The sequence below is a fragment of the Streptomyces sp. NPDC058662 genome (assembly GCF_042716255.1).
GTDB lineage: Bacteria > Actinomycetota > Actinomycetes > Streptomycetales > Streptomycetaceae > Streptomyces.
Map to the genome: position 1 here is coordinate 63,931 of NZ_JBHXRU010000028.1, position 6,599 is coordinate 70,529.

The 6,599-nt window shown below is 74.3% G+C and carries 4 protein-coding genes; 3 read left to right on the forward strand and 1 reads right to left on the reverse strand.

All coding sequences use genetic code 11. The features are described 5' to 3' along the window. Positions 1-53: 53 nt before the first annotated feature. The gene (locus ACFWUQ_RS13290; RefSeq protein WP_384537045.1) at positions 54-1,121 is read right to left on the reverse strand and encodes a LuxR C-terminal-related transcriptional regulator; all 1,068 of its coding nucleotides are present in this window, start codon (positions 1,119-1,121) and stop codon (positions 54-56) included. A gap of 135 nt (positions 1,122-1,256) precedes the next feature. Here ACFWUQ_RS13290 and ACFWUQ_RS13295 point away from each other — a divergent pair, with 135 nt between their 5' ends. The 3 genes from ACFWUQ_RS13295 to ACFWUQ_RS13305 form a co-directional block, all read left to right on the forward strand. Next, positions 1,257-1,577: a hypothetical protein gene (locus ACFWUQ_RS13295; RefSeq protein ID WP_384537048.1), complete on the forward strand. Its 321-nt coding sequence runs from the start codon at positions 1,257-1,259 to the stop codon at positions 1,575-1,577. 271 nt (positions 1,578-1,848) lie between these two features. Next, on the forward strand, positions 1,849-5,217 hold the full coding sequence (locus ACFWUQ_RS13300) for a S8 family serine peptidase (protein WP_384537051.1): 3,369 nt from the start codon (positions 1,849-1,851) through the stop codon (positions 5,215-5,217). A gap of 145 nt (positions 5,218-5,362) precedes the next feature. Continuing rightward, on the forward strand, positions 5,363-6,599 hold a 1,237-nt coding region (locus tag ACFWUQ_RS13305), incomplete at its 3' end, for a BTAD domain-containing putative transcriptional regulator (protein ID WP_384537053.1).

The window sequence follows — 6,599 nt, forward strand, 5'->3', positions numbered from 1 at the left end:
CCCGCCACGGGGACGCGCCGGCCGTGACCGGTCGTCGCGGGCGGCGACGCCCGTCAGGAGACGCCCGTGGGCGCCGCGGGCGACGATTCCGCGCCAGTCCCGTCCCCCGGCGGCAGGGGCGTTTCCGAGTCGTCGGAGAGCCAGCCGGCCATCACCGCGAGGATGCCGGCCTCGAACCGGCTCCGCGCGTCGAGCCGGCGCAGCAGGACCGCCACGATGCGCCGCGCGCTGCGCGAGGAGATCCCGAGGCGCTTGGCGACGGCCTCGTCCGTGTGCCCCTGCGCGAGCAGCCGCAGGACCTCCCGCTCGCGGCGCGACAATTCGCCCACCCGGGCTGCTTCCTGCACCTCGCCCAGGGGCTGCGCGAGAGCCCAGGTCTGCTCGAACAGCGCGCACAGGGCGACCAGCAGGCTGTCGCCGCGCAGCACCAGCGCGGCGGCCCGCGCGTCGCTGGCGTCGATGGGCAGCACCGCCGTGGCCCGGTCCACGATGATCATCCGCAGGGGTAGCGACGGCACGGTGCGCACCCGCGCACCGCTGCGGTTGAGCCATTCCAGGTGCCACAGGGTCGGGGCATGCTTTCGGACGCTGTCCAGGTAGACGGTCCGTAACTGCACCCCGCGTGCAAGCATGGCCTGGTTGGGATCGCGGCTCGCCCGCAAGTCCTCGTCGCTGTGCCCGCCACCGGGGGCGAAGGTCATGACCGACCGTGCGGCGGCGTCCCCGAGTCGGGCCAGTCGGTGACGAATGGTGTCGATTCCGTGGAGACGCTCCACGGTGTCGCCCGCGCCGTGAGGATGTGCGGATGCGTACTCGGCGATCAGGCGTGCCGCGGCGGCGCGTGCTGACTCCGTGCGCTCCTGCTGGGCGGCGAGTGCGGCTTCCTGACGCGCCAGCAGTATGCCCATGGCCGTCTCCGGACCGAGGACCCGGGGGATTTCCGACTCGCGGGCGGTGGGATATATCAAGGAGAGCTCGCTGAGCCTGTCGAGGGCCAGCCCCATCGCACCGGACGTCAGACCCAGACGGGCCGCGAGCTGAGACACGTTCTCATCGGGATTGATCAACATGGCCCGGTATACCCGCTCGGAAACGGTATCCAGCCCCAGTGCCTTCAGCATCGGCTTCCCTGTTCCTGATGATGGACCGGGAAGCGATTGTGCAGCACGCAAACCCCCCGTGGAACGGCACCTTCGGCCAAAGCGCCGCACCCTGTCAGCGGGGCCTCACATCCGCCTCTACCGCCAGGATCCGACATGTACCTCGTTCATGCGCAGTTGGCGCCGCTCGCGGGCGGGAAGCTTCCCCGGGAGGCGATGGCCCTGGTGAGCGACCGCGTCCTGGAGGACCGGGACATCCAGCACATCGCCGCGCACCCGGACGGCCCCGCCGGCCCGGTACTCGGCGTCTTCATCCTCGCCGGCTCCGTGGAGGAGGCCGAGCGGCGCGTCGCCGAACTCTGCCGCGGCGCCCTGCGCGACAGTCCCGGCCTGCACGGATCAAAGCTCGCCCGGTGCGAGGTCGTCCTCGCGCTGCCCGCCGGCCCCCGTGCCGAAGGAGGTACGGCGATGGCCTGATTGGGCCAGGGCCGGATGCGGCAACCGCAATCGCTTCCCTCCCCCGCACCGGGTGAGCACCATGAGGGCACTTCCCGACCAACCCCTCGTGAGAGGAATCTCGCCATGCGTCGGAACGCTTCCCGGTCCAAGAGACCCGAAGGAAGAGCGCTGTTCTCCGACCTCACATGGGGCGCCTGACCGACCGAGACCCGGTACGCCGCCGCCCCGCCCGGGCCGGCGCGGGCACTCCTGGTGCGACAAGGAACGATGACAGATGAGGCTGATTGGCTTGCCGCAACGCCCTGAGTACGCAACGCGCTCCAGACAGATATCGGCGCTCGTCGTCGCCGCGGCCATGGCCGCCGTCGCCGGCACGGCCGCCACCACCCCGGCCAGGGCCGAGGACGGCGCGGACGGCCGGCTGGCCCCCGCCCTGACCGCCCCGGCGGCGCCCCCCGCGGGGCTCGCCGAGAAGCTGTCCCCCCGATTGGCCGACCAGGAGGGCCGGGCCGCCGTCTTCGTGCAGCTGGCGGGCCGCTCCGCCGTCGAGGCCTACACGGCCGGCGCCGCCGCGGGCAAGGAAGCCGCCGTACGGGCCGGCAAGGACGCGGGCCGGGCCGTCGGGGAACTCGCCGGCTCCGTCGCGGACACCCTGCGCGCCGCGGACTCCGGCACCGAGGTCCTCGCGGTGACCTCCAACGCCGTACCGGGCCTCGTCGTCGAGGCGGACCTCGACCGCATCCGGGCCCTCGCCGCACGGCCGGACGTGGTGTCGATCCGGCCCGTCGCCGCCCACGAGAAGAGCAGCACCAACTCCGTCCAGCTCACCGGCGCCCTGAACGCGTGGCGCCAGACCGGCAAGACCGGCAAGGGCGTCCGCGTCGGCATCGTCGACGACGGGATCGACTACACCCACGCGGCGTTCGGCGGCCCCGGCACCAAGGCCGCGTACAAGGCCGTCGACCCGGTCGCCGCGGACCCCGCGACCTTCCCGACCCGCAAGGTCGTCGGCGGTACCGACTTCGTCGGCGACAACTACGACGCCTCGGGGAAGCTCGGCTCGACCGTTCCGGTCCCGGACCCCAACCCGCTGTCCTGCGGCCACCACGGCACGCACGGCGCGAGCATCATCGCCTCGCAGGGCGTCAACGCCGACGGCACGACCTTCACCGGCGACTACGCGCGGCTCACCTCCGAGAGCGTCTCCGGGATGCGCGTCGGCCCCGGCATGGCCCCCGAGGCCTCGCTGTACTCGCTCAAGGTCTTCGGCTGCAACGGCCTGACCTCGATGCTCACCTCGAAGGCCCTCGACTACGCGCTCGACCCCGACGGCGACGGCGACTTCTCCGACAAGCTCGACATCGTCAGCCTGGCACTGAGCAGCAACTACAACACCGTGGACGACCCGCTGTCGCTGTTCGTCCGCAAGCTCGCCCAGCACGACGTCCTCGCCGTGTTCTCCGCCGGCAACGGCGGCGACCTGTACGACGTCGCGGGCTCCCCGGGCAGCCTGGCCCCCGAGGCCCTGACCGTCGGCAGCACCCGCGACTCGTACTTCCTGCGCGACGGCGCCCGGATCGAGCAGCCCGCCACCCTCAGCGGCGTGCGCACCGGCCAGTTCAGCCTCGCCTACACCGGCATGGACGGACTCGACGCCAGCCGGGAGGTCGTGCCGCTCGCCGCCGACAACGCCCTCGGCTGCAAGCCGTACTCCGCCGCGGACACCGCCGCCGTCGCGGGCCGGATCGTCTGGCTGGAGATGAACATCCAGCGCAGTATCGAGGGCCTCGAATGCGGCTCCGCGACCCGTGCCAACAACGCCGAACGGGCCGGCGCCACGGCCGTCGTGCTCAGTGCGGAGCAGGACCACTTCACCTCCCGGCTCACCGGCACCGCGACCATGCCGATGTTCCAGTTCACGGACACCTCCACCAAGGCTCTGCGCCCCGCCCTGGAGGCCCGCACCCTCAAGCTGCGGCTGGTCGGCTCCGACCGGGCGAGCGTCCCCACGTACGACGAGAACCTCACCGACACCGCCTCGATCTTCACCTCCCGGGGCGTGCGCGGACCGGTCGTCAAGCCCGACATCTCGGCCCCCGGCGACACCATCGCGGCCGCCTTCAGCGGCAGCGGCACCGACCGCGCCGTCTACTCCGGCACCTCGATGTCCGCGCCGCACGCCACGGGCATCATGGCCCTCATCCGCCAGACCCGCCCCGACTGGACGTACGAGGAGGCCAAGGCGGCGGCGATGAACACCGCCGGGCACGACCTGACCCCCGGGGACGGGAAGGTCTTCACCCCGCAGCGGGTCGGCGCCGGGCGGATCGACGCCCTCGCCGCGCTGGACACCAACGCCCTCGCCTACGTCACCGACGACCCGGGCGCCGTCAGCGCCTCCTTCGGCGTCGTCGAGGCCGACCGGCGGCTCACCCGCACCAAGACGGTCAAGGTGGTCAACAAGAGCGGCAAGCCGCAGCTGTTCGGCGCCGCCTACGAGGCCATCGCCACCATGCCGGGCGTACGGTTCACCGTCTCGCCCGGCACCGTACGGGTACCTCCGCGCGGCTCCGCCGAGGTCACCGTCACCCTGCGCATCGACGACGTCCGGGCCATGCGCAAGGCCATGGACCCGACGATGGAGGCCCTCCAGGGCGGCCTCGCCCGGCAGTTCGTCGCCGACGCCTCCGGCCGGCTCGTCCTGACCCCGCGGCACGGCGCGACCCAGGCCCTGCGGGTGCCCGTCGCGGCCTCGCCCAAGCCGGTGTCCGACCTGCGGGTGCCCGACTCGCTGACCTTCCGCAACGGCGCCGAGCGCACCGTGATGGAGCTCGGCGGCCGAGGCCTCGACCAGGGCGAGGGCGCTTCCGCCTACCGCTCGCTGATCAGCGTCTTCGAGCTGGGTGCCCGGTCGCCGAGGCTGCCGGACTGCGCCGCGAAGCCCGGCGGCCCCTGTGTCGTCAACGACACCGCGCGCGGCGGCGACCTGCGCTTCGTCGGCGCCGCGTCCACGGCCCCGGCCGCCCGGGCCCAGGGCAGGGCCCAGGACGCCCTGGCCGCCTTCTCCGTCGTCACCTGGGGGAACTGGGCCAACATCGGCAGTAACACCGTGCCGTACGTGCGGATCGACACCACGGGCGACGGGACGGCCGACTTCGAGTCGTACCTCGTCAAGGCGCCGCGCAGCGACGTCCTGCTCGTCAACACCGTCGACCTGCGCAGGCCGCTGCCCGCCGGGGGCTTCGCCTCCGTCGACACCAGGCCTGCCAACGGCCACTACGGCGACACCGACACCGACACGTTCGACACCAACGTCGTGGTCCTCCCGGTGAAGCTGAGCGCGCTCGGCATCGACCCGGCGGCCGCCACGCACCCGATCAGCTACACCGTCTCGGTCGCGGGCTTCTACCGCTCCCCGGGCAGCGCGGTCGTCGACCAGCTCGCCGCGCCGGTCTCCTTCGACCCGCTCGCACCCCGCTACTGGGTCCAGGGCAAGGGCGAGCCCGCGGTGACCTTCCTGGCCCGTACGCACGGCGCCCTGGCGGTCCACCGCTCCCCGCAGGCCGGCCCGGCGGGCGAACTGCTCACCGTGCTGCACCACAACGCCGGCGGACAGCGGGCCGACGTGGTCACCGTGAAGGCACGCCCGCGCGGTTAGGCCTTCTGGGCCGTCTCGGCGGACCGTGCCGGCCCCCGGGGGGACACGCGCATCCGCGGCCCCCACCGATGACGGCGACCGGCCGGTGCGCGCTCCCCCATCCCGGGGGCACGCACCGGCCGGAGGCGATGAAGGAGTACCTCCCATGGCACCAAACCGGCCGGGCGCACACCGCCCGGCGGCCGCGGCGGACTTCCGGCTCCTGGGCGACCTCGACGTCCGGCTCGGCGGCGTCCGCTGGAAGGCGCCCTCCCGCAAGCCCCGCCGGATGCTCGCCGCACTCCTGCTGGAACCCCGCCGTCAGGTCACCAAGGACCGCCTGGTGGAGGCGGTCTGGGACGGGGAGCCCCCCCGGTCGGCGGCCGGAGCCATCCAGGTCTACGCCTCCCAGCTGCGCCGGGTGCTCCCCGGCTGCGACCTCGTCTGCTCGGGCGAGGGCTACCTCCTCGACATCGATCCCGTCGCGGTGGACCTGCACCGCTTCCGGCTGCTCGTCGCCTCCGCGGAAGCACTGCCCGCGGAGGCCCGCGCCGGCCGACTGCGCGAGGCGCTCGCCCTGTTCCGGGGCGAACCGCTCGCCGACATCGGCTCCGACACGCTGCGCCGCGAGATCGAACCGGTCATCGTGGAGGAGCGGCTGAGCACGCTGGAACGCCTCGTCGAGCTCGAACTGGCCCTCGGACGCGGTGACCGGCTGCTGCCGGACCTGCTGCGGCTGACCCGGGAACACCCCCTGCGGGAGCGCCTGTGGGAGCAGTTGGTGCGCTGCCAGGTCCGGGCCGGCCACCGCATGGGCGCCGCCGCCAGCTACGAGCAGGCCCGCAGGCTGCTGCGCGAGGAGCTCGGCGTGGATCCGGGGCCGGGCCTGCGCGACGCCCGGCGCCAGATCGACGCCCACCCGGCCGAGCCGCTGCCCGCCTGGCGGGCGGAGCACCGGCTGACGGCGCCCGCCGGAGAAACCCCGTCCCCCTCCGGCCCCGGCGCCCGGACCGCGGAGCCCCCCGCCCCGGCCGCCCCCCGCCGCGCCCAGCCACCCGGCGGTTGCGCCCGCCCTCCGGCCGCCCCGCCGGCGCCCCCGGTGTCCGCCGACGGCGGCTTCACGCCCGCGCCGCGGGCCGGCCGGGGACCCGTACGCGAGGTCCCCGAAGGCCGTCTCCAGGCCGACCGGAGCCCGGCGGCCGGGACATCGGCGGACCCGCCCTCCCCCCGTATCGCCGCGGCGGGCGCGGGCCCGGCGCGACCGGTGCCCGCCCACGGCCTCCCGGAGCGCGGGGGAGCCGCGGCAACCAGTACGGGGAGCGCGTCCCCGGCGGCCGCGGCTCCGGGCGCGCCGGTGCCGCCGCGGGCCTGGCCCGCCGCGCCCGACGGGGGGCGGGCGGAGG